This is a genomic window from Vibrio sp. 378 (assembly GCF_033339435.1).
Genome location: NZ_JAWOUO010000366.1, coordinates 1 through 809, shown reverse-complemented (window position 1 = coordinate 809; position 809 = coordinate 1). Strand labels below are relative to the sequence as shown.

1 protein-coding gene and 1 pseudogene are annotated in these 809 nt (G+C 42.8%); both read right to left on the bottom strand.

Annotated elements, in window-relative coordinates:
- Nucleotides 1-611: type II secretion system protein GspM (gene gspM / locus R7Q48_RS26315; protein ID WP_318133138.1), on the bottom strand; the 611-nt coding region annotated here is incomplete at its 3' end.
- Nucleotides 608-809: pseudogene (locus R7Q48_RS26310) on the bottom strand (MSHA biogenesis protein MshI); the annotation flags it as partial. The gene gspM and the pseudogene R7Q48_RS26310, both read right to left, overlap by 4 nt.

The following is an 809-nucleotide window of genomic DNA, read 5'->3' as shown; positions in this document are numbered from 1 at the left end:
ACTTCAAGCACTAACTTCGCTTTTGGATATTCTTCTACTTTGTAACTGAAGCTACGCCAAAAATAGCTGGCAGGTAAGCTCTCTAACTTGTTTAAGTAGTTGGCGATAGAAAAGTAGTCACCAGTTAGCTCCATGCGTACTGGGTGTACGTAGTAGCCAGAGTATTGTGATGCTTCTTTATCTTCTGTGATCGGCTCAGATGGCAGAGTCTGCAATGACACCAAGTGAATGCCACTTTGCTGCTCTAATACGCTCTCTAATACGCCCGCCATTTGTGAAGGCGTTACCAAGTGTTCAATAATTTGTGACAACTGCATCGAAAGATGCTGACTTTCCGTCAACAGGTTGGAAATTTCCAAATCAATATCTGCGTTTGGATCTTTCTTCAATTGAGCCTTAACACGTAAAATATCAATTTCTGTTTTTTGGTTTGACTGCTTTAAGTTACTCAGCTGTCTTTCATTGTTTGAGATCTGATTGAGCTTAGGTTCTAGCACCAACGTAAACAGCAACATAACTACGGTCACGAAGCCACACAGCGCCACCAGCATTTTCTCGCGCGCGCTCATGTCTCCAAAGCGCTCTTCTAATGAGCTCCAGAATTCGTTCATTTCTCTTTATCCTCGCGCGTTTTCAACTCAAACGTCACTATGTCTTTCTCATTGCGACCGATTTTCACGTCGTCAAATGTTCGCCCAACAAGACTGATCTCATTCTTGAACTGACTTACCCAACTCGGCACTGAACTCGGAGCTTTCGCTAAGCCTTTTAAATCCAAGATGTTGTTGTTGATGCGAATTTCGGATAAA